Source organism: Zooshikella ganghwensis, from assembly GCF_018263875.1.
Lineage (GTDB): Bacteria > Pseudomonadota > Gammaproteobacteria > Pseudomonadales > Zooshikellaceae > Zooshikella > Zooshikella ganghwensis.
Genome location: NZ_JAEVHG010000013.1, coordinates 55,407 through 76,779 on the forward strand (window position 1 = coordinate 55,407; position 21,373 = coordinate 76,779).

Below are 21,373 nucleotides of genomic sequence, written 5' to 3' on the forward strand. Positions count from 1 at the left end.
GTCAGAATAAAAAGGATAAACAAGCCAAGCTCCAAATCTTCCTTATTAAGCTAAATAATGTAGTTAGTAGATAGGTTGATTATGTTTGTAACTAGCCACTCTAATGTCTCAAAAATGGCTAAAGCAAGTCACCACAAAACACGATGATATACCCAACATGAAGTTTTTTTAGGACAGGTCATTACACTGACAATAAACCCTAAAAATGATTCACGAAGGGTACATGAAATCTGTTCTGCTATTTGTCTTTAGCGTTAAGGAAAATACTTTATGCTCACACTAATAATAAAAACCGGGAGAGTTTTAACGTGTTTCAAAAGCGAGTAATGATCTCTCTGCTAGCAGGTTCTTTTCTGTTTAGCTCCTTGGCTGTTGGTAAATGTGTTCACCACTCACACCCTTTTGATTTACCACTAGCTGATAACGAAAAACTCATTAACATGCTGAAAAAATCCGGCAAACTTTCAGCTACTGCCACGACACAAGAGGAAAAACAGGCATTATCAAAGTACCTCGCCAATAAAAAAGCTCAGTTTAATAGCTTACCTCCTGGAGAGTGGGCTGATCTAGCCAATAAACGTTCAGAGGCGCAAAAACAACGAGCTAAAAACTTTTCTTCTAGTAAAAATAACCTTAACGATCGTATTTTTACTGACCAGCTCACACCGCTTAAGCCTGAAACTTATAATGGCAGTGTCACCACTGATCGTATTCTGGCAATACTCGTCGACTTTCCTGATTACTTGCATAATACAGTGACGCAAGAGTCCACCGACATGTATTATGAAGACTATCATCGCCAGCATTATCAAGACCTCCTCTTTTCACCAACCGGCTACGAAGGACCTAATGGTGAAAACCTACTATCGATGCGTCAGTTTTACAAAGCTCAGTCCGGTAGCAGTTATGCCGTGAATGGTAAAGTAGTTGGCTGGTATACGGCTAGCAAGAGTGCTCGTTATTATGGTGCTAACGCGAACTCTCAAGGTGCTCGTGAATTAGTACGGGAGGCTCTGGAAGCCGCTGCAAAAGAAATTGATCTGTCCTGGTTTGACCAAGAAGATCGTTATGATTATGACAATGATGGTAACTACCGTGAACCTGATGGTGTCATTGATCACTTGATGATTTTCCATGCCAGCGTTGGAGAGGAAGCCGGTGGTGGTGATTTAGGCGAGGATGCTATCTGGTCACACCGCTGGGATCTAGGTGACGTTTTTGTCATTCCTGGCTCAAACAACAATAGCTCTGACCGTTACCAAGGGAAAATGGCTGCTTATGATTACACCATTCAACCAATCGATGCAGCTGCGGGGGTAACCTCCCATGAATATGGTCACGACTTAGGTCTTCCTGATGAATATGATACAGAATACTCAGGTAAAGGTGAGCCTGTGTCGTATTGGTCAGTCATGTCCAGTGGTAGTTGGGCAGGATTAATTCCTGGTACAGAGCCCACAGGCTTTAGCCCATACGCGAGAGAGTTTCTGCAAGCCAATATTGGTGGTAATTGGTTAAAAGGTACATCAATTGACGTAGATACTATTACTCCATGGGGTATGACGTTCTTCCTGGACCAGGCAAGTAGTAAAGGTACTCACAACGATTATCTACGAATTAATCTTCCAGATAAACGCATCCACATTACAGCCCCAGCAAGTGGACATTATGCCTACTACAGTGATCGCGGTGACAACTTAAATAACACCATGACTGTTTCACTACCGCTGACCAAAACCAGTCAGCCCAAGCTAATCTTCAAAACCTGGTACGAAATTGAAGAAGGTTATGACTATGCTCGGGTGCTTGTTGATGGCAAACCGATCGCGGGTAATATCACCGTTGACTTTGATCCAAATGGTATTGGTTTTGGTATTGGCGTAACAGGAAGCTCAGGTGGCTGGATTGATGCTGAGTTTGACTTAAGCCAGTTTGCCGGACAGACCGTAACTCTCACCTTTAACTACATGACTGACGGTGGCGTAAGTCGACCAGGCTGGTTTATAGATGATATTCAAGTTGTAGATGGAAATGTTATCGTTTTAAAAGATGATGTAGAAGGAGATAGTTCCTCATTTGAAATGGCTGGATTTAGAAAAGACCCAGGTTACCTTTTAGCGAAAAACTACTATCTGCTTGAGTGGCGCAACCATGATGGAATAGATATGGGGTTAGCTCATATTAATCGCGGCAAAGGTCTCATGAGCTTTGATCCAGGCTTAGTCGTATGGTACGTCGACCATAGCCATACAGATAACTGGGTTGGCGTCCATCCTGGTGAAGGCTTCTTAGGGGTTGTTGACCAGGACCAGTCTGTTGTTCACTGGAAGGATGGCACTGTGGCAGAAACACGTTACCAGTTAAAAGATGCCGCATTTGGTTATAACCTGCAGTCATCACTTAATATTGAGCGTAAAGGAAAAATCATCACTGATCAGGCTCGATACAGCGACCCTGTGTTCTTTGACCGGTTACGTTATATTAACGACACTATTCCTGATGCAGGGAAAAAACTCCCTGAACTGGGTTTAACATTTGAAGTGACAGGCCAAAGTGAAGACCAAACAGTAGGTCGCGTTATGTTACGGCGCTTTGATGATAACCTGTGGGGTTCTACCCAATAAACATAGTAATACGCTAATAAGTTAAACGAAACGCTTTTATCTACTTGTATATTTCTACCTTTAGTGACATTCGTGACTAAAGGTAGAACTTTTTTATTTGGCCTTTCTATTTACCTTGAGTTTAAACCCAACCGGCTTATCTTTAATCCAGGCAACAAATCTCGCAATTTCGACATTATTTAACAGCTTTTCCAAAGAGTTATACTCTAAACCAAGGGTTTTCTCTGAGATTGTCGCATGTAAATTTTTATGGCAAGGTGTACACACCCACAAAATACGAGTAACCATATCACCTTTAGTAAATAGTTTTCTAAATTGACGACGGCTGTGGTATGTACGTGGAATTAAATGGTGTTTTGTTAACTGCTCAGGCCGATCACACAGTTGACACTTTTCTGGTCGAGGTGGCGTTTTTAAAAGCTGACTCATTTCTCTTTATTCATTCTTTAAATTACTTAACAATAACAACCTAGTTATTGATAACAAACAATTAACCGCCAAACTACTAAAGCAATAAAGCATTCACTATTATCTTTTGGCTTTGTTCTACTCAGGTTGAATTAACCCATCTAAATGTCAAATTTACGCGTGGCTCATTCACAGTCCTGAGGCTTCGCTTGGGTAAACTATGCTGCCAATTATGTTGTGTAGTACCTTGCATTAATAAACAGCTACCACTTGGGAGGGTCTGCTTAACCACTGGCAGCCTGTTTTTCTTATACTGTTTATGGCGAAGATGAAAATCGCGACTGGCGCCAAAACTCACTGAGGCAATAACTGGCTGATCCCCCAACTCAGGTTCATCATCACTATGCCATCCCATATAGTCTGATCCATTCCTGTATAAATTCAGCAGTACACTGTTAAAATGCTGACCACATACCCTTTCGACTCTTTGCTTGATGGCTGTGAGTTGTGTTGTCCAAGGCAAAGGTTGATGCTGTAGACCACTGTAGGAATAAATAGCTTCTGGGTCGCCATACCAAGCTACCTTTCGAGGAACAACAACTTGCCTACCAAAAAGTGTCAGCGTTTCCGCCTGCCAATCCACATTATTCAGGAAATACAGAAGATAAGCTTGCTGCTCAGATAAGCTAAATAGTTCGGGAAGGTAGCCTACCTCACCATCTTGCATCAATAACCACTGAAACGTCGCAGCCACCATAAGCATCATTAATTACATGATCAACTAAAAGGCACAACAAAAATTATACCGAAGGTATATATTTACTAAAGAGATAGTCAGAGTAAAATCCAAGCCGCTGTTATTTATAAGAACGACTATTATGATTGAATTTCATTTTTTAGGTACAGCGGCAGGTGTACCCACCCCCAAACGGAATGTTACCGCTTTAGGCATTCGTTTTCCTCAACAACGAAACTGGGTCTTGATCGACTGTGGTGAAGGAACCCAGCATCAACTTATGCAAAGTGAGTTAACCCTAAGCCGCTTAAACACTATTTTCTTAACCCACCTTCATGGTGATCACTGCTATGGTCTACCTGGTATACTTGCCAGCCGCTCCTTACAGGGAAGCGGTGGAGAGCAAACGCTTACCGTCATTGGACCACCAGGAACCAAACGCCTTGTTGAAACTATTATCGAGCTTACAGAGCTCAATTTAAGCTATCCATTGCAGCTCATAGAGTTCTCAACTGAAAACTGGCAAAGGCAACACTGGGATTTCTCAGGCTTTAGTGTAAAACCTGTCGAACTTTCCCACTCAATTCCTAGTTTCGCTTATCGCTTTACGGAAGCACCACGACCTGGGCGATTTGATGTTGCTAAAGCCAAAGCAGATGGTATTCCACCAGGGCCTATTTACCAGCAACTCCAGCAAGGCAAAACAGTTACCTTAGATGATGGTCGGCAGGTAAGTGGCAATCATTACATTGCTGCTCCCCCCAAACCACGGCAGTTTGTCATTGGTGGGGACAATGACAAGCCGGAATGCCTCAAGACATCGTTAATTGATTGTGATTTATTAGTACATGAAGCAACTATGACAGAAGAGATGCGTGCAGCTATTCAAGGACATGTTAGTCACTCAACCGCCAGTGGCATAGCCCAAATAGCTGAAAAGGCTCGATTACCCAATTTGGTGTTAACTCACTTCAGTGCTCGGTTTATGGATCAACCACACGCTTTACAGCGTGTGGTTGATGAAGCTCGACAATATTTTTCAGGCCAGCTGTTTTTAGCAAATGACTTTGTCCAGCTTCACTTAGATCGTGAGGGAAAATTAACGCAACACCTCCCCTCTTATACGGCACATAAGTAGACTAAAAAGACCACTTTTTATCTGCTTATTCGGATTTCACTTTTCATTTCAATAAAGAGTGAAATCCAAAACTAAAAAAGGCTGCATAACGCAGCCTTTTTGTTTGCATCTTTGTAACTTATCGCTAGAGTTCATTGGGTAAGCGGAACAGCCATACCCCTTCATCTTCTTTATTAAATCCAATAAAACAGTCGTAGTCTGGTAAATAGCGCCAACGTCCGTAAATGCCTCTGTCCCTTCGACCACCCCAACTAGCCAGTGCGCTTGGTGCTTTATTTACTGCTTGGGGCTGGAACTCTTGTATTGACCAGTCACTAGGATCAAGAATCAATACATTATTATGACCATCCCATAACACAAACACATCACGCTTACTGTCATAGTCGATACCATAATGGCGAAGTGTTGGCGCTTCATAGCTCAACATACCTTGGCCATTATCATAATAAGCAGACTGTTTTCCTTTCAGCTTGATAGGCTGAATCATCATTTCAGGTATAGATGCTTTAGGATCTTGCCAGTCTACTTCACTCAGATCATAAATGGCCAGGCTATGATTCAACAGCTGAATAAACAGCTTGCGTTTAGGATCATAAACACCAGGTGAAGCACCACCATAGTTTGGTCCTACTGGCGACTGATGAGTTACTTTATCTGCTTTTGGATCATAGGCAATCAGCTTATAACCATTGGCAACTAATAAGTAACCCGTTGAAGAATCATAGGCAGAGCTAAATTCACCTTTAATAGTAAAAGACGACTTCTGCTCCCACTTAGTATTATCACTGTCAAACCAATAGTTTTTCTCAGTGGTATAGCCAGCACCATACCGTGTTCCATTACCCATCCAGAAACGTTGAACATTCGGCAGATACTCTACACCATCATAAGAGTGTGCCGATGTTGGAGTCCCATCTTTAGTAATACAAGCAAGAGCAGGTTTTCCTTCAGCAGTTATACACCCACCATAATTATCTAGGTAATATTCACTAGGATCAGTCAACCGAGACCAACTGAGAGTATCAAAGTCCATTTGATAAACTTCGTTACCACCATAATCCGTTTTCCCTCCCCCCCAGATAATTAACTTGTTATCACCAACAGCACCTCCAGACCAGGCACCAAGCACACCTGCAGGCCCTAAAGATCCCCAGGCACTGTGATAAGAAGGGAAGGCATCACTTAATGTGTTATTGCCTTTTGCTTCAAGCCATTGGCCAGGTTGCAACTCCTCTATAAATGCCTCAAGGGATTTATGTGTAGTTGGTGTCTCAGGCGTATCATCTGTAGGAGTATTTGGTTCAGAGCCAGACCCTGGTGTTTGAGGTTCCTCTGGACTGCCATTATCAACAATAATTACACCATCATCGTCATCAGAGCCAGAATCTCCTGTATCCGGTGTATTAGGATCACTCGGTGTTGAAGGTGTACCTGGATCACTCGGTGTTCCTGGATCTGAGGGCGTTCCTGGGTTATTAGGAGAACCTGTATCAGTTGTATCACCAGGATCAGATGGGGTACCAGGTACAGTTGGCGGCTCCGGTGGTTCAGGATAACGTGGCGGCAACGTACCCGTTAATGGACCAGGCTGATTTGCAGCAACCACTTCATTCCCTGATGCTCCAGCTCCGTACTCACCCTCTAGCGAGACCTGCTTATCAGAAGAAGGTGCATACATTGAGCGTGGTACCACAGCAAACTGAGGCTCAATACTATAATCAGGCTTATAAGATCGTTGCTCAAACTTACTCCATGCTTGACTTGCACTTGGATAATTTGAGTCAGTAGCTGCTGCTAGAGCAATCTGCATATTTGCCGGGAAGCCCTCGGGAGAAGCTGCGTACCCAAGCATTTGACCAGGATTTAACTGTAAGGGGATTTGGTCTTCTGCAGCAGAAAAGGACTCAGCTAATGGAAGAATTCTTTGCGAATCACAGGGTGTACTATTCAAGCTAATAGACGTGGTTTTGTTAAAAGCTTGAGCAAATGAATCCAAAACTTTTGCTTTGTTGTTTGGCTCTAAGACACGAATTCCTTGTTGTAAGCTAGCAAAAATCCAACAGTATCCTGGATCAATCATTCTCCCCACACTGAATTTTGCACGCTTATCCATAACTTCACTTGCTTTTGCAAAGCCTAAGTCTTTCAGAAAGCCAATTGACCATGCATGAAAATCATCCATCCATGGTGATAATGCAGTTTTATTCTTATAAACAACGGCATACTCACCCGTTCTGACACCAAACCTGTCGATCAGCTCTCCTGGATCATAACCAAGGCGCTTTTTGACTTCATCGCTATCACGATCTGCTTCTTTTCGCGCGACATACAAATTGTATAAATACTCCAAGTTATTATTCATTAGCTTGGAAAAATAGTACTTCATTGGATGATTATCAGGCGTAATAAAGGCAGCTTCACCTAATGCTCTTAGTGACCAGGCCTCGCCTCTTACCTGTCCTCGCCGCAAAATACCTTCCTCTTTACGACGATAATAGGGGTGCATATTAATTAAGTTATAGTTTGCCCAGAACTGTAATTCTTCCAGTAAGTAGTAATCCCCTGTTACAACATAGGGTAAATAGGCTAAAGAGGGCTGATGAGCACTATCAGGTTTATAAGGCGATTGGCACTGCTTACACGCAGGAAAGGCTTCACTGCGATCAGTCTTTGGATTATGGTGGTCAAAATCATTTCCCCACAGCCCAGCATAAGGCCAATCATCTATACGCAGCATATACCCCGTTTTTTTATCGCGGTAATGAACAGACCAGCTTCCAGCTAAATTGGCATTACCTTCAGTAACCGTCTTCAGGCGCTTATCCTGTGACAGCAGATAAGCTGCAGACCAAGCTGGCATAGGTCCAATATCATATCGCCCCCCAGCCATTGGCATAATTGGCTCTACCGTTCCTACCTTCATTAAATCATTCTTTGCTTGGTAGTCACTGTATAAATTCGTAATTAATCCACTAGCAACATTTAGATCAGGCTGATACAAAGGAAAAGCCTTACTATTCATTAAGTAGTTACGATTAAATACAACATGAGTTAACGCTTGGCCTTGCAATAAAACATCTTTTTTCCAGCGGGCATGATGATAATGAGTGACATTAGATTTCTGATAGACTGATTGGCCGTTTGCAATCAGTTCAACGTCGTATGTCACATTACTGGGATTTGCAACATAAGAGTAGCTATTTTCAACAACGACTGTGACGCGAGCTTTTTCACGCTTTCCATAAGTTCTTACATAGAATCGTGCATGAAGCAATGGGTGTTCAACACCTCCAGCTTTAAGTGGTGCAGTAAAAATAAACTCGTTTGCTATTCCTCCTTCTAACCATTGACGCTTTAACTCTCCAGATTCAATAACATCAGCGAGTTTAGATGTATAAACATTTCCACCGACTGTCAGTTTAAGCGTAAAATCAAGGTCAAGCGCAGCTAGCTGAGTTCTATTAAGCCCTGTTGTCGATCCAGTCTCATCAATGGTAAATAAGCGAAGGGTCTGTTGTTTAGCTGACGGGATATTAACTTTGGCAGAAATAATCGCGTGTTTTAAGGAGCCATCCTGATACGTTGCTTTTTTATCAACCTGGGTCGCAATCGACTTGCCTGTGCTATCAACCAGCAGCACAGTTTTACCTTGCGGAACATCACCAACTTTAAATACATGACCAAATGTCACATAGTCTTCAGCTGCTGTTGAAGACTTTTCATGAATCATTGCCACATCAGTAATATGTTGACTGTTCGTCAGCGAGGTATCTGCTTTGGCCTGACTAAAGAAAAAAGTACCAGGTAAGGTTGACTTTGACGTCGATGCTAAGTTTGGAACAGCTTGCATTGAGGCACTAGCACCTACAACACACGCTATCAGTACGTTATATGAAAAATATCTCATAAAAAAAGAATCCCGCGCTTCAGTCTTGCTTAACCAGTTGATGAATAACCCATGATCGACCGCTCAGGTATACGATAAAAACGCCTATTTTACGAGCAATCACAACCCAAAATAGCGAACCAGTTAACAATTATTAATGGATTTTGCTTGATCATTCACAAAAGTCGACAAAACAATAACTTTTCGTAAATATATTCCTTTCCACATCCTGTGTCGGACAAAAATGGCTCAAGAAAAAACAGCACAGGTCCTACTGCCGTTAACAAATAATACTTATTCAATTCCATTGCAAAACGCAGCTGCAGAAATGGCATCACTTAAGTATTGATCAATGTATCACCACCACATTGTTTACATTCTTCCCTAAAACTCTTTCTCAATCGAAGTTCTCTTTCTAACTGAGTGGTTTACAGAGCAAAGATGACTTGTTAGCTAGTATGCTTTAAACAGAGTCAACATATTCAGCTGATCTCTCCGCCACTATCACCATTTAATCCCTTAGTAACCTGGTAAGATAATTATTTCCCTTAATTTAGCCTTCTGTACAATACATTCCCTAAGGAATAGTTGTCGCTATCATGAGCATTGGTAATATCCTCAGCGAGGAGTACGCAAAATTCTCTTTGCACAGTTTTACTTTACCAAGGTTTTAGTCGTGCTAATCGTAAACAAATTGACTAAACAAAACGTTGCTTATGCTCTCAGTTTAGTCATTTCAATATCGTTAAACACCAAATAAAAATAATTGAAAAAGTTTACACTACACTAACTGCCTAGTTCACAAATTACTTTTTGCTGACCTGTCAAGCTATCCGTGAGTTCATTTAAAATCCCTCTAAAAAAGAAGTATATAGCAGGTTTATTTAACTACCTGGCCTTACCCTCTACAGTTGAGTAAAATGGCATCAATCGTAGTACTGCTGCTTGTTATTTATGAAAAAGAATAGCTCAAAAACTCATTCTACCCACTTATAAATTCCAACCATAGAACTCAACTATCATTTACTCTACTTGTTACAATATAATACAAACCAACTCAAACTGATTTTTTATTTACATAAAAACGTCAAGTTTAAAGTATTATATTCAAATATAACTAAGTAGGTTGAGTGTCCAAAAGGTATCAAGTTCATTCAAAATGTCATAAAACTACCAACTCGTGTTAATCATCAATAAAGATTCAAAATTATTTCTCTTTAAACGCAGTTTCATTAAATATTTTCTATATTTTCAAAAAAAACATGATAAATAACTGCCTGGTCAAGTATAACCTGTTGATAACAGTGATATACCCTTCTCATTTTTATTCGCCCGCTTACCCTAACGGGACTGCTAAGCTTTCCTGGTGAGCTTCAGAGACATTAGTGGAGCCTGCTGTCAGAATTTCAAATCTCAGTCACTTATTAAGAGACTTCATCGCTAAAGAGTCCTACTTAGCAGTTTTTAAAACCGTCACTATTGCTATCACGGGTCTTAACAGGCCAAGCCTGGCCCACTAAAAACTATTCGTTTTGGGGATAAATAATCAGGACATTTCGATGTGTAGTAGCCTGTAAGACAAAGGATACAACAACCAAACCTTCAGATAAGGGTTTACCGTGTGTTTGACGAGCGTTATGCAGTCCTTGGGGAAAAGCACTTAAAATAAAGGCTTTTTAGAAAGTAAAATTATCTGTAATTGCCCTGGCTACGCCATGAAGACATCAATTTATATAAATATAAAATAAACTAATACCTAATCACACTTTATCGAAATTTCTTTAAAGCCACAAAAAACAATATACACCTAAAAACTAGTTAAGTAGTGCTTATTGCATTTTTTGCACTTGATTAGTGCAACTATTACCCCTACCGGATTTTGATTTTATTTAGCAGTAAAATATACACTACGATCAATAACTGCAGCCATATACTTTCAATAGTTCAAGGTGAATTATAAGCAATTCGTAAATTCAATAACCTGTAAAATGTTAAAGCAAACCATTCTTTTAGATTGAACTTTAAAGCTGCCTTAACCAGCAGTAAGAAAATAAGCAAAGCTTTAATTTTTCATTCTCAGCTCAATAGTACGGAGTATTCATCACTTAGCAATCAAAAGTTAGTACATAGCAAGTTAGAGGTTATACTTTCAATTATTCCATAATATTTTTTTGGTATAAAAAATCAAAATGTCAATAAAAATCTGGCCCGACTCGCTCATTGAGTGGATAGCTACATCGGCAATTGATGTCAACCACCCTGCAGCCTGGATTGAGCTATTAATTGAACGAATGATACAAACTGGCCTCCCACTTGCTAGAGTTAAAATATCACATCAAATTCTTCATCCCCAACTAGCAGGTATTAGCTATTGTTGGACTGATAGTAGTCAAGAAATAGAAATCATTAAATCAACTCAAGGCCTGCTTGAAAGAGATGCCTACTTATCAAGTCCCTTGTACCCCGTTTGTGAGGGGAAAACGACTAAAGTAAGGTGTCCACTTTATAAATTACAGGCACCATTTGACTACCCAATTCTTAATAATTTAAAAGCTGACGGAATCACTGATTATCTTGTGCTACCTTTAAACTTCTCAGGAGGTCGCATTGGCGCAATTATCTTTGCAACTAGAAAAATTAATGGTTTTAGTGATCCTCAGATAGTCTATTTACAAGAAATAACCCATGCCGTTACCCGAGGTATTGAAATACTTATACTGAATGAAACAGCGCTATCATTGCTTAATGCATATCTAGGTAAAACAGCGGGTAAACGTGTATTATCTGGTGTTGTCCAACAAGGAAAAGGAGAAACAATTGAAGCTATTATTTGGTTTTCAGATTTAAGGGCCTCAACAAGACTTTCAGAGACCCTATCTCCCGACCATTATCTCACTCTATTAAACCAATACTTTGAGTGTCTAGCAGGAAGCGTTTTGCAAAAAGGAGGTGAAGTACTACGTTTTATTGGTGATGCAGTACTTGCCATTTTTCCTATTGGGGATCATAACTTTAAAACTTGGAACAGTGCTTGTGAAGCAGCGCTATGCGCGGTGAGAGAGGCTGACAACGAAGTCAATAAGTTAAACCAATCCCGCCAAAAAGCCAAACTTCCTACCATTGAATACGGTGTTGCACTTCATGTAGGAGAGGTTCACTACGGCAATATTGGCACTTCAGAAAGAGTTGAGTTTACAGTTATAGGAAAAGCCGCTAATGAAGCAGCAAAAATTGAATCACTATGTAAAGTGTTGTGTAAAAAGGTCATTCTTTCTGAAAACTTTACACTATATCATGACGGTGCTTTGCAATACCTCGGCCAGCACATACTTCCAGGATCACAACAAAAAGTTAATCTTTACAGCATTGATCTTCCTTAATTTCCTCGCCCGAGAAGAGTGCTATTTAAACGGCTATCTACTAAGTTATGAGATTAAAAAATTGACTTAATCTCGTCGTTAGGCATATACAGAAGAAATTAATCTGATAATATCAATTTTGCACATGCTAGCATTGTCGTAATTATCTACGGTTTAAATAGCTTTATTGGTTTTTAGCCTTGCAAATTGACCAGGACAATTACATAACAAAAAGTTTGTGATAGATAGACAATAGAAGCCCATCCTTGGTTTCTAATGCTGATAGTGTTTTCAGCACCTGTTCTCTCTACCAGAACCTATTAACACATTCACGCTATGTAAACCCACTTTTTGTGATGCCCAATCACTGTATTAATAAACAGCATAACCTAATCAGCTAAATAACCAAAACACGAGGATGTGAATCAGGTCCTATACAACAACGGCTATTCAATGAACAATTACCCTCTAGCTTAGACGCTATGCGTATTGCATTATTTATTTCAGGGAATGCTTAAGTAAGCAACAAAAGTCCAATAAAGCTTAAGCCTTTTAAACGGATACACTATTGACCTTTTGTATCAAGCTCCCCTGAAACTCACATACAGCAGGCATCTGCTATAAAGAATACATACTGTTAAGGAAGCCTAATGCCTCTTAAAACCTGCTTACTTGCTGTTTTCACAAGCTTTATACTTCTTGGTTGCAGTGGGCTACATAAGAAAGGAAGCTCCTCAGCTCCAGATCAGGTCACACTTCTCTTGAACCAACGTCTATTATTACAGCAAGGGCTAGCAGATTACAGTCAAACCTTCCCCATATTAAGTTCCATCTCGACCTGCACACTACAAGACAAATCACGCCCCTTCTGCGGCTTTGCTTATTCTGATTACCAACAGCAATATATAATGATAGAAATTTGTTCAACTCGAAAAGGCACTGCTGACCGGCCAGGTGAAGGTCTTTATTTTATTACACCCAATAAGGGGATCAGCTACTACCCATGGTACTCACCTCAGTTTAATAAATCTGCATGCCAAACTAAAAAGGGTACATCGACAGAAGAAGCTAAGTATATTCTAAAGTTTGCTGGCAGCAATGTAGATAGGTTGATTTATCTCTTTAGGACAAGTAATAAGGAAGCCTTTATACAACTACGTGTAGGCGAACAAAAGTTGAACATAGTTCAATAATCTTGCTATTACAGCCATTATTTATGCCCGTGATAACGCTGGTATTCCCATACGGGGTGCCAGTAACTCGACGCAAAACTTTGTGATGAAACATGTTCTATAGTCGATTTTTGAATAACTTGCATGCGCTGACGACGCCTTAGCTTAATCCAATGCCACGACAATAAAAACCACTGTACACCTACATGTTGCTGGAAGTGTACCCTAAAGTTCTTTTTCATTTCTTATTTCCTTTCAATTACATATTACTTTACAGAAGCAAGCCTGCCCTGAGACTTCATTATTTAAAGGTCCTGCTAGCACTTTTAAAAAAACTTGGGCTACTATCGCCAGTCTCAATAGACCAGACTAAGCACACTAAACCCCCTTCGTACTGGCTACACTTTAACGACGCCTTAAACGAACGAATATTCATTATGCTTTATATTCATAGCCATCTACGCTATATAAAGATAATGAATAAATATCTAATAAGAAAAAGCGTAATAAACAAGCTCTAAAGCTTTTCAATATCAAACCTTTTCAAGCACAAATAGACAAAAACTCCTTTCGTAAATCGTTTTGGGATTTGTTATCCGCATTACTCACCATATCTACTCGTTACTTAGATAGCAGATAAAAATAAATGAAATATTTTACACGGCAATATCCGTATTTATACCTAAAATCAAGCAGGGTATTTTTTGTAGTAGGTTATTATTAATACTATCTATGACAATTGGTTGCCGCTTCATTGACAGCACGAGGAACTATTTTAGTCACTTCTAACATTTTTTTGTCACATACCTGACAACAGCGCTCTACGAATGAAATAGGCATCTATGCGAGTATCAACAAGCTATTCACAGAAAGTTAAGAGGTTACATCTTTATTATGTGCTTTTTTATTTTGTCGTAGTTGATCAATCACTATCACAAAAGCCATACCCAGACCCTACAGATGCATAAAAAATAAACTTAACACTAAGCTAATTAACATCTGACTACGTAATAGTGAAACGAACTGTCAATACTACACATCTAAAGCAGTTTAGGCAAATATACCATTCATGAGTCATTAAAACTAAACTTACATAGGTATTGTCTTTTTTTCACATATCGCAGCTAATTCTAATATCGGCTTTGCATGACTACAAACGAAGATAATATGCTGCTTCGCCTTTAGCATCAAACTATATAAATCAAAGCGCTTTTGCTGATACGCTACTTTACACAATGTCTTATAGCGTATTTCTGGTGATTTACGAAACTTCCAAAACTGCTGTACTCCCAGCACAATAATCCTATCAGCTTCCAATCCAGCTAAACTGCAACTTAAACTAAAAAGTAGTTTAGCTGGTTTGTCTGCAGAGTAATCATGCTTGTTTTCAGTAACAACCAGTGTTTGAGTATACTTAGACCAATAATCATTTAATTTTTTCAATAGCCAACCATGGTGAGAAACAACTAGCAGTGTATTATCTTCGGAGGAACAAAGTAACTCCTTGATTAACTTGTTCGCCAAACTCATTTCTTCAGCTATATTTTTTACTGAATACAGCCAGGGGCGTCTTCCTTCTGTTTTTTCATCAAAAACACTCAAAACCGGTTTACCCAAATTTAGCAATCCACCCAAACGCAAGGCTGAACGGACTTGAACTTTTGATGATCTAAGTTGTGAAGACAATACAATAGTTTCCGTCAAACGAATTCCAAGCTGCTGTTGATCTGAAGTCTCAATTGAACATGCACTTGACAAAACCATTGATGAAGCAGAGTGTATTAAATATTTAATCATATCCTTCTGCAGGGGACTGGCTAAGTGTATATCATCAATGATTAGTAGTCGGCTTTTGATGGAGGCGTTAGCATAGGCCTTTTTTAATAAAATAAGCCTGTCATCGGCATCAATTCGATCAATCTTCTTTCGCAGCAGTTGCTGATAAATACCATACACATGCTGTATAAACGCTCGCTCTTGATCAGATAAAGTCTGCCACCATAAGACTATTTGTTGTTGATATACCTCACCACTAAAAGACAGCTGCTTAATCCAGCGTAACAATACACTTAACCATTCCAGCTGCGTTGTTTTTGCATTATTACCCGTAGCCAGGAGACTTTCATATAGCAGCTGTATACGCACCCCTTCAGAAATAACTTTGGGTTGAGGCGCTAAAAGCAATGAGTTCAAAGTATGACAGCAATTAGCAAAACGACTACCACATTGCTGTATTGTTTTTCGTAGTTGCCAACAACTGTAAGAGTTAGTCGAAACAACTACAATATCACTTTCTAACCAGCCCTGTTTCTCCAGCTCTTTAATCAAGTATGCCAATAGTGTTGTTTTACCCGTACCACTTATACCTAAAAGCTCAACAGCTTGTTCAGGATGTACTATCTTAGCCAATAGGGTTTGTAATGGTGAAGAATAATTACTTCGCTCTGAGAGTTCTGATAAACCTATTGCGTCATTCGGCCTCGTCAACGAGCAAACGGGTACAGTAAGATCATTATGCATTTTGGATTCTCAGTCCCTCATTGACATACTATGCTTTAGACTCAATAAAAAAATCCAGGTCAATTACCACCGCCATAGCATCCTACACTTGTTTTACATTTTATCATGCCTTAATGAGGTAAAGACTAATAAGCACTTCATACTATTGAAATGAAAATGCTATTTAAATGCTATTTGCGTTCACTAAATAGCTTTGCTTTGCTTAAACGTATGCGATTCAAAAAAATGACAAAAATTCCCCGTTAACACAAACTGATGGAGTTGATGTCTTACAAATGCTGGCTGGAAAGGGAGTTTAACCAATGAAAGTAGCTGTAATGGGTGCTGGAGGTGGAGGCGTTGCACTTGCAAGCCATCTTGCTCAGCAGGGGTTCCAAACCGCCCTTTATGCACCACCTGAACACGCCAAGAATGCTTATGCAATTTCAGAGCAACAAGGTGAAATACATGTTACAGGTGACCACCCTCTAACCTGTAAAGTTGACACAGTAACACTGGATATACGGCAAGCGATTCATGGCGCAGAAATCATTTTCATGGTTGTTCCAGCCTTTGGCCAGGAAGCGCTCTTTGAAAACATGATCCCCTTTTTAGTAGACGAGCAAGTCATTGCTGTGATGCCTGGTAACTTTGCAACTTACCCCTTGCAATGTATGCTCGAAAAAGTTCGCCCTACTTTGGATATTACGTTAATAGAGAGTTCATCTTTACTCCATGTTGCTGAAATAGAAGAGCCTGGTACCGTCCATATTGCCTCACAACATAAGAACCTCTTAGAGTTCAGTGTGTATCCAGAATACCAAACGCAAAAAGCACAAACACTGTTACAAAAGTGCATGCCTGAAACCCACATAAAAATTGTCAATAATTACTTAGCCATTGGTTTAAACTCTCCAAATGGCATTGTTCACCCAGCCTTGACTATTCTTAATTGTGGCTATATAGAAAGTACTCATGGTGAGTTTTATTTTTATAAAGATGGCATGACACCTGCTGTTTGCAAAATTATTAATGCGCTTGATAAAGAGCGCCAGGCCATAGGCAAGGCTTATGGTCTGGACTTACCCGCCTTACTGGATATTATTCATCACTACTATGGCATTAATGCATTATCATTAAGGGATTTTGCACTCACCTCAGCCGTACATAATCAGCGCTACAGCGCGCCAACCTGTTATAGCCATCGTTATATTTCCGAAGATGTACCTTACCTTTTAGTACCTTGGCTTTCTCTTGCTAAAGCAGCCAATGTGAATACACCGGTTCTTAAAAGTATCATATCCATTGCATCTGAACTGGTGGATTGCAATTTTGTAAAAAAAGGTCGATTAATTAGCCACTTCCTACCTTCACAGCCTATTGTTCCTCTCCATCTAAGCAGTCAACAAGCCGTATAAAGATAAACAGTTCACATCTATCAACAAAACAATTATCATAGCCAGAGAGACGTAAGTCTCCCTGGTTATGTGACACATCACATCTTAATTATCATATTGTCTCCATTCTTCTTAGGAATATCGACCTACAGAAATGAGCATATTGTAAAAAACGCACTTGTTACGCTTTTACTTTTATGAAGTCTTTAATTTTACTCGCCATCATGACTTGTATGATGTCTGGATGTGCCATTAAATCTGATTTATTACCAGCTCGTGCTCCTCAGGTCCTTGCACCACAAGTAATGCCAGAAATAGCAGTAAAAGTGATCTCACTAAGTAATGGCCAGCTCTCTTCTCTTGGTGCTGCATACCGCACCAGCAATGATATCTACCCACTGCTTATGTCTCTTGGGCTTTCCCCAAGCTACAGCATAAATCAAGAAACCTCTTACCAAATCAGGCTTACCGTAGACCGGGGTGATTCACTTCATAATAATAGTTCATTGTGGTTTTACTCCACAGCAACAATAGGCTGGCTTGTTCCTGCCAAAGTTACATATAGCAGTACCATGACAGCAGAAGTTTTCTACCAAAAAAAACTAATTAAACGTTATCAATATCATGATAAATTCGAAACCTGGTATTTTACACTCGGTTTTTTAGCAGGGTCATCACGCTACCCAAGACATGTGCGAACAGATATAGAAAAAAATATGCTACATCATTTAGTGTATGATATGCAGTTAGATAAATTGCTTCACGAAAATCATTTATCTCCAAAACTCATTGCTGAAACCAATACCGCACACTAACGGCAAAATGCAAGGCAGCACACATTTTGACATAAGTGGATATTGACGTTTTCGTCGCTTAGGTCGGCAGCCTGCCAGTCAATGCTATTGCAACACTGGCAGATCTAGAGATATTGATGAAGTAAAAGTCAGGGGGGGAGTATTAATATTGCTCTTCAACACATCTAAAGTAAAACAATAACAATAGTACTCAATAAAGCTGCGCCAGCTGCTGTACCAACACAAGCAAACTGCCATTGTTGAACCAACTGCTCAGCACCATAAATTTGCTTCGCCCTATTTTTATAACTTTGAACCAATTGAGGTATCATATAAAAACCAGCAGCGAAAAGGCCTGCCGCCACAGTCACCATGATAACAGCAGCAATAAATACAGGTTTAGATAATAAAAACATAAGAAAAACACAGAGGGTGGATATAGCGCCTAATACAGGAAAACTTACAGGTAATACTTGTTCTAACAGTAGTCCTTCACGCAGCTCATCATTCAACCGCCAAAAGCATTGAGGTAGCAAGACACAAGCAAGTATAGCGGCTGCTAGCGTCGACAAGCTAATAAGGGTAATGATTAAAAACGCCATGATGAGTCTCCGTGCTCGCTTTCTGCAAACAGCTAACTTCTCTTAGCTGTTATGAGGTATCTTAATTATTCGTTTTACGCAATTGATCAATCGAAAAAATCTAGTTAGAAATGTCAAAGTTGACAGTGAGTATTTTATACACGATTAATGAAATACAAACTGATGATCAGGTCTCTATTTCACATTCTAATTGAGAACAACCTTCAAAGGGCTCAGTAAAAGTAGATTTATTTCACAATATATTGATGCTAGAGTGACTAACCGTGTTTAATCACTTGTAGCACGTTCTAATAGAAAGGTTAATTATACATGCCATCTAACCAAGCTCTTGCAGCTCAGTTATTAGCATCAGTAGCACAAGAAATTGAAGAAGCAGGCGACTCAACGGCACCCGACTGGCGCGCGATATACTCAATGGGCTGGCGCACACCTGCTGACTTTATCAGTGAGCTTTTACCCATTGGCCTAGAAGTTTCTAATAATTCATCTTCATCCCCCTATCATAACGAAGCCTTTGAACGACTTTTGTTTGCCAGTTTACTGCAGTTAATGATCGATATTCGAGAAGGTCGAACCAATGCAGAAGAAGGTTGGCAGCAAGTCCAACTTCAACTCACTAACTATATGAATAGTGAGCAAATCAATGGCGAGGCCATGATGAGTATTATTGGCCTCCTGGCCAGTCTTGATTTGCCAATGGATGTTAACTTTATTGACCAAACAAAAGAGTGGCAGTCTGATTACTACTCAGAAAAAGTCGATCATGCTTCTGAGCTTGTGACATTGGAGCCACAGGAAGCACTGCAACTGTTGCTTGATGAAGAAGCAATCCAAACCGAGTATGACTTTTATCTATTATTTGCTGAGCAACTAACGTTTATTCGTGACTCCATACTTGATCCGCTACTGCAATCATTATTGCAGACGCATCATGATAATATCCGAGAAGGCACATTGCTCTTTTTACTTCATAAGCAAAAAGAAGTACGGCAAACCTTACTTAAGTTACTCCAAACTTCTCAGTATCAGCGACTCGTTACCCCGCTTGGCCTGCGACGCCTGATTACCATTCGCAACTGGATTGACAAGCCTGAACAAGCGACTCTAGACCGTATAATTCGTAGTATTCGAAAGCAAGGCACCCCCTGTGCACACTATGAAGTACCAGAGCAAGCCAATATAGAGAAAGTTTTCAGCTCTGCGGTCGATGGTGCAGGCGCCCAATCCATTGTCATTTTATGCAAAGAATACGGGCAATACCGACTAATAGGTATTTTGCTTAAGGAAAAGTTAGGCATTATTGATGGCTGGCTAACCCCGTTAAGCTCCAAACGTAGCTGTGAAAATATTATCAGCCACTTACGACAGGAAGTGTATACACTGTCTATTTCTATCAATTACTTACAAACCGTTTTACCACATTTTTTAGCCTTAAACTCACAGTCAGGGCAGCCACTCACTGCAGAAGTTCTGATGACACTTGAATATTGCGGACTGAAACAATGGCAACCCCAACCCCTTGATTATCAAAACATAATGGCTAACTGGCAACAGGAGTACCCGGACATTTTCACTCCCACAGCCTTACAGCAAGCTATGCGCCGGAATAAATTATGGGTCGTCAGAAATTTTGATTCACTCATGTGGTTTGAAAGTGATGCAGATATTATTAAAAAAGCACAACACGTGTTAGAAGAAGAGCATCAAGGTCCTTTTGTCAGTTATCTGCTTGAGCCATACCGCGAAAAATGGCAATCCCGCTTTATTCGTTTAGCACTATGGGCTGCTAACAACAGTCAAAAGCGGGGACCCAAATGGCAGGATTTTGCAACACTGAGCTGGGCACTGAATAATGAGACCCCACTGGAAAGAATTTCTGTTTTTGATTGTATTGCTGCAGAGTCACTTGCCGTTGCCGAAGATGAGTTATATGCTGAATAGCCGCTAATACAGCGGCATTTTGTGCTGATAAAGTAAAACAGGTTCAACTCCGTGTCTATTACCCCTATTAGCCTAAATCCGATAGGTATTATTCACTCCTGCTTCAAAGAAAAATTTGGCATTCCCAAACAGTCACGATTGGCGCCAGCGGCAACTGCTGACTTAGTGCTTTCTCCCCCCTTCAACCGTGCAGAAGCAGTCAAAGGCTTAGAACAGTTTTCGCATATCTGGATAACATTTATTTTCCATCAGACTCAAAGTGATGATTGGTTACCCACAATTCGACCTCCACGCCTCGGTGGTAAGCAACGCTTAGGTGTTTTCGCAACACGCTCTACCCACCGCCCAAACCCTTTAGGTCTTTCAGCAGTAAAACTGGATGGCATTAATATTAAGGGTAGTGAAATTTGCTTAAAACTTAGCGGCGTAGACTTATTAGATCAAACACCGGTTTTGGATATTAAACCCTATCTGCCTTATGCTGATATCATTACTGATGCAACTTATGGTTATGCTGATCAGCCCTTTGACAACCAAACTCCAAATAAACTGAATATATTATTTACAAGTGATGTACAACAGTTTTGTATAAACTACCAAGCTCAAACAGGCCGTGCTTTAGCTCAACTCATTGAACAAACATTAGCCCAAGACCCAAGACCTGCCTATCTGCGCAATAAACCCATAGCTGATAATGAGCCACCTCGCTATCATGGTATATCACTTTGGAATCTCAACATTCGCTGGTATTACTCCACAGCAGGAATAGTTGTGGATGATATCCAGATAGTTAATACAGATAACGTATAACAACAAA

14 protein-coding genes are annotated in these 21,373 nt (G+C 40.1%); 8 read left to right on the forward strand and 6 right to left on the reverse strand.

Going from position 1 to position 21,373, the window contains the following annotated elements:
- Nucleotides 1-308 precede the first annotated feature (308 nt).
- Entirely contained in the window at nt 309-2,624 is a 2,316-nt protein-coding gene (locus tag KHS79_RS17135; protein WP_212720558.1) for an immune inhibitor A domain-containing protein, read from the forward strand.
- Nucleotides 2,625-2,717: 93 nt separating this feature from the next.
- Here the strand turns inward: KHS79_RS17135 and KHS79_RS17140 are convergent, their stop codons facing one another.
- Both KHS79_RS17140 and KHS79_RS17145 read right to left on the reverse strand, forming a co-directional pair.
- On the reverse strand, nt 2,718-3,053 hold the full coding sequence (locus KHS79_RS17140) for a hypothetical protein (protein WP_212720560.1): 336 nt from the start codon (nt 3,051-3,053) through the stop codon (nt 2,718-2,720).
- A 121-nt stretch (nt 3,054-3,174) separates the two neighbouring features.
- Nucleotides 3,175-3,798 (reverse strand): alpha-ketoglutarate-dependent dioxygenase AlkB family protein, encoded by a 624-nt coding sequence (locus KHS79_RS17145; RefSeq protein WP_212720562.1) that lies wholly within the window; start codon nt 3,796-3,798, stop codon nt 3,175-3,177.
- Nucleotides 3,799-3,910: 112 nt separating this feature from the next.
- On the opposite strand from KHS79_RS17145, the gene KHS79_RS17150 reads away from it, so the two are divergent.
- Nucleotides 3,911-4,906 carry a ribonuclease Z gene (locus KHS79_RS17150; protein ID WP_212720564.1) on the forward strand — a complete coding sequence of 332 codons (996 nt, stop codon included), beginning with the start codon at nt 3,911-3,913 and terminating at the stop codon, nt 4,904-4,906.
- A 124-nt stretch (nt 4,907-5,030) separates the two neighbouring features.
- Here KHS79_RS17150 and KHS79_RS17155 read toward each other — a convergent pair whose 3' ends face one another.
- Nucleotides 5,031-8,813 carry an RIFT barrel domain-containing protein gene (locus tag KHS79_RS17155; protein WP_212720566.1) on the reverse strand — a complete coding sequence of 1,261 codons (3,783 nt, stop codon included), beginning with the start codon at nt 8,811-8,813 and terminating at the stop codon, nt 5,031-5,033.
- Nucleotides 8,814-10,981: 2,168 nt separating this feature from the next.
- Here KHS79_RS17155 and KHS79_RS17160 point away from each other — a divergent pair.
- Together KHS79_RS17160 and KHS79_RS17165 are read left to right on the forward strand one after the other, a co-directional pair.
- A complete protein-coding gene (locus tag KHS79_RS17160) occupies nt 10,982-12,172 on the forward strand; it encodes an adenylate/guanylate cyclase domain-containing protein (RefSeq protein ID WP_212720568.1) in 1,191 nt (396 codons plus the stop codon).
- A gap of 629 nt (nt 12,173-12,801) precedes the next feature.
- Entirely contained in the window at nt 12,802-13,344 is a 543-nt protein-coding gene (locus tag KHS79_RS17165; RefSeq protein ID WP_027710249.1) for a hypothetical protein, read from the forward strand.
- Nucleotides 13,345-13,361: 17 nt separating this feature from the next.
- On the opposite strand, the gene KHS79_RS17170 is transcribed toward KHS79_RS17165, so the two are convergent.
- Both KHS79_RS17170 and KHS79_RS17175 read right to left on the reverse strand, forming a co-directional pair.
- Nucleotides 13,362-13,565 carry a hypothetical protein gene (locus KHS79_RS17170; RefSeq protein ID WP_133296106.1) on the reverse strand — a complete coding sequence of 68 codons (204 nt, stop codon included), beginning with the start codon at nt 13,563-13,565 and terminating at the stop codon, nt 13,362-13,364.
- Between the two features lie 847 nt (nt 13,566-14,412).
- On the reverse strand, nt 14,413-15,843 hold the full coding sequence (locus tag KHS79_RS17175; protein ID WP_212720570.1) for an AAA family ATPase: 1,431 nt from the start codon (nt 15,841-15,843) through the stop codon (nt 14,413-14,415).
- A gap of 302 nt (nt 15,844-16,145) precedes the next feature.
- Here KHS79_RS17175 and KHS79_RS17180 point away from each other — a divergent pair, with 302 nt between their 5' ends.
- Nucleotides 16,146-17,240: an NAD/NADP-dependent octopine/nopaline dehydrogenase family protein gene (locus KHS79_RS17180; RefSeq protein ID WP_212720579.1), complete on the forward strand. Its 1,095-nt coding sequence runs from the start codon at nt 16,146-16,148 to the stop codon at nt 17,238-17,240.
- 176 nt (nt 17,241-17,416) lie between these two features.
- On the forward strand, nt 17,417-18,034 hold the full coding sequence (locus KHS79_RS17185) for a hypothetical protein (protein WP_212720580.1): 618 nt from the start codon (nt 17,417-17,419) through the stop codon (nt 18,032-18,034).
- A gap of 164 nt (nt 18,035-18,198) precedes the next feature.
- On the opposite strand, the gene KHS79_RS17190 is transcribed toward KHS79_RS17185, so the two are convergent.
- Nucleotides 18,199-18,615 (reverse strand): hypothetical protein, encoded by a 417-nt coding sequence (locus KHS79_RS17190; RefSeq protein ID WP_094787788.1) that lies wholly within the window; start codon nt 18,613-18,615, stop codon nt 18,199-18,201.
- A 309-nt stretch (nt 18,616-18,924) separates the two neighbouring features.
- On the opposite strand from KHS79_RS17190, the gene KHS79_RS17195 reads away from it, so the two are divergent.
- Nucleotides 18,925-20,556, forward strand: coding sequence for a DUF7401 domain-containing protein (locus KHS79_RS17195; protein ID WP_027708887.1), 1,632 nt, complete (start codon nt 18,925-18,927; stop codon nt 20,554-20,556).
- Between the two features lie 51 nt (nt 20,557-20,607).
- Nucleotides 20,608-21,366 carry a tRNA (N6-threonylcarbamoyladenosine(37)-N6)-methyltransferase TrmO gene (gene tsaA / locus KHS79_RS17200; protein ID WP_325167629.1) on the forward strand — a complete coding sequence of 253 codons (759 nt, stop codon included), beginning with the start codon at nt 20,608-20,610 and terminating at the stop codon, nt 21,364-21,366.
- Nucleotides 21,367-21,373 lie beyond the last annotated feature (7 nt).

Excerpts from the sequence above, each read along its gene's own strand:
- KHS79_RS17140 (WP_212720560.1), bottom strand. The coding sequence starts at position 3,053 with ATGAGTCAGCTTTTAAAAACGCCACCTCGACCAGAAAAGTGTCAACTG.
- KHS79_RS17145 (WP_212720562.1), bottom strand. The coding sequence starts at position 3,798 with ATGATGCTTATGGTGGCTGCGACGTTTCAGTGGTTATTGATGCAAGAT.
- KHS79_RS17150 (WP_212720564.1), top strand. The coding sequence starts at position 3,911 with ATGATTGAATTTCATTTTTTAGGTACAGCGGCAGGTGTACCCACCCCC.
- KHS79_RS17155 (WP_212720566.1), bottom strand. The coding sequence starts at position 8,813 with ATGAGATATTTTTCATATAACGTACTGATAGCGTGTGTTGTAGGTGCT.
- KHS79_RS17160 (WP_212720568.1), top strand. The coding sequence starts at position 10,982 with ATGTCAATAAAAATCTGGCCCGACTCGCTCATTGAGTGGATAGCTACA.
- KHS79_RS17165 (WP_027710249.1), top strand. The coding sequence starts at position 12,802 with ATGCCTCTTAAAACCTGCTTACTTGCTGTTTTCACAAGCTTTATACTT.
- KHS79_RS17170 (WP_133296106.1), bottom strand. The coding sequence starts at position 13,565 with ATGAAAAAGAACTTTAGGGTACACTTCCAGCAACATGTAGGTGTACAG.
- KHS79_RS17175 (WP_212720570.1), bottom strand. The coding sequence starts at position 15,843 with ATGCATAATGATCTTACTGTACCCGTTTGCTCGTTGACGAGGCCGAAT.
- KHS79_RS17180 (WP_212720579.1), top strand. The coding sequence starts at position 16,146 with ATGAAAGTAGCTGTAATGGGTGCTGGAGGTGGAGGCGTTGCACTTGCA.
- KHS79_RS17185 (WP_212720580.1), top strand. The coding sequence starts at position 17,417 with ATGAAGTCTTTAATTTTACTCGCCATCATGACTTGTATGATGTCTGGA.
- KHS79_RS17190 (WP_094787788.1), bottom strand. The coding sequence starts at position 18,615 with ATGGCGTTTTTAATCATTACCCTTATTAGCTTGTCGACGCTAGCAGCC.
- KHS79_RS17195 (WP_027708887.1), top strand. The coding sequence starts at position 18,925 with ATGCCATCTAACCAAGCTCTTGCAGCTCAGTTATTAGCATCAGTAGCA.